The organism is Subtercola sp. Z020, from assembly GCF_002931235.1.
Classification (GTDB): Bacteria; Actinomycetota; Actinomycetes; order Actinomycetales; family Microbacteriaceae; genus Subtercola.
The window spans coordinates 1-1566 of the sequence record NZ_PSTT01000093.1; the positions used below are offsets into that span (position 1 = coordinate 1).

1 protein-coding gene is annotated in these 1566 nt (G+C 63.8%); it reads right to left on the reverse strand.

Annotated elements, in window-relative coordinates:
* Window positions 1–204 precede the first annotated feature (204 nt).
* On the reverse strand, window positions 205–1410 hold the full coding sequence (locus C5B96_RS11580) for a Fic family protein (RefSeq protein WP_104245519.1): 1206 nt from the start codon (window positions 1408–1410) through the stop codon (window positions 205–207).
* Between the last annotated feature and the right edge of the window lie 156 nt (window positions 1411–1566).

Genomic DNA, 1566 nt, shown 5'->3' on the forward strand with positions numbered 1-1566 from the left:
CCCCCCTCCCCGAGGAGCCATTCACCCCCGAAGATGAGGCATTCGACTTCGGCATAACCCTCCTCGTGGTCGGCCTCGCTGCGACATCCCACCCTCCCACCACCTGACCCGCGCGAGGGGACGCAGATCGTGGCACAGCTGCCCCCGACCCACGATCTGCGTCCCTTCGCAGGCCCGCTGATCTGGCGGAGAGTCTGAGGTTCCTCACCGCCTCTCGCGGCGCCCCGCGCGCTCGGCAAAGCGGTCGATTGCTCCCAGGATCTCGTCGCTGCGCCAGAACGGACCGAGTCGATGATCCGTCTTCGATGTCAGGATGCCCGAGTCGGTCAAGGCTCTGAGAGGGGGATAGACGTTCGGCTGCATCACGCCCAATGCCGCCGCCGCCGTGGCCGAGTCGATCACCGGTCGTTGGGCGACGACATCCAGAAGCTTCCACGCGTTGCTCGATCGGCGTGCAGTCAGCCGCTCGGCCCAGCCGGCGCGGATCACATCAATCTCTGCGACCAACGTGCGGGAGTTCGCGATTGCACGCAGTGATGCCTCGGCCATGGCCAGCACGATCGGCGAGACATCCCCCTCCCGATACGACGTGAGAGCCCGGTGGTACCCATCGACGTCGGCGAGCAACCCGGCCGAGACGGGTACAGCAACGTTGCGGGTCACGCCTCGGTGCCGCAGAAGCGATTGTGCAAGGGCGCGCCCGGTGCGTCCGTTGCCGTCGGTGAAGGGATGAATCGTCTCGAACTGTGCGTGGGCAACGGCGATCAGAATCAGGGCGGGAATATCCTGCCGCGCCGAGAATGAGACAAGGTCGTCGATGAGTTTTGGCACGCGTTCAGAAGACGGAGCGACGAATTCGGCGCCGATGGGGCTGTTCGACTTCGTGCCGATCCAGACTGCCTCCTGCCGCCAGGCTCCCGGCGTGTGGCGGTTCTGTCCGGCCATCAAGACGGCGTGCATCTCGAGAATGGCGCCGGGGGAGACTGATTCTGAAAGCTCTATCGACGCCTGCATGGCACGCGTGTTCGAGGCAATGAGATCAGCGTTTCGGCTACCCGTTGCGCCGAGTTCGGCACTGAAGATCGCGCGGGCGCTCGCTGTCAGGTTCTCGATCTGGGATGACGAGGCCGCCTCGGAACGAAGGAGCACGGGCGCGAACGCAGCGACGCGAGTGCCGAGTTCGGCATCGAACCGACTGAGTTCCTGCGTGGCAATTTGAGCCACGTGTTCGGCCTCGGTGTCAGGACGTGGGTGCAGCCCAGCGATCAGCGGTGGTACGGCCGAGCGGTACCGCCGCGGAACGCTCTCGTATTCCGCGTTCAGGCCCCAACTCGACATCGGAACCCATGTCTGCTGTTCGTGTTCGATCTTCGGCCAGGTCTGCGCCGGAATCGGGTCCACGTTTGTCATAAGAGCACTCACTCTACTTTATGATTAACAGATTTATTCATAAAAATGACTGAAGCTCTTCTGACGAGAGTTCGCGAGGGGACGCAGATCGTGGCAGGGAGGTCTGCGACTCACGGTATGGGTCCCCTGGTGGGCGGACAAGCGGGTGCGGGCGGG

Excerpts from the sequence above, each read along its gene's own strand:
- C5B96_RS11580 (WP_104245519.1), bottom strand. The coding sequence starts at position 1,410 with ATGACAAACGTGGACCCGATTCCGGCGCAGACCTGGCCGAAGATCGAA.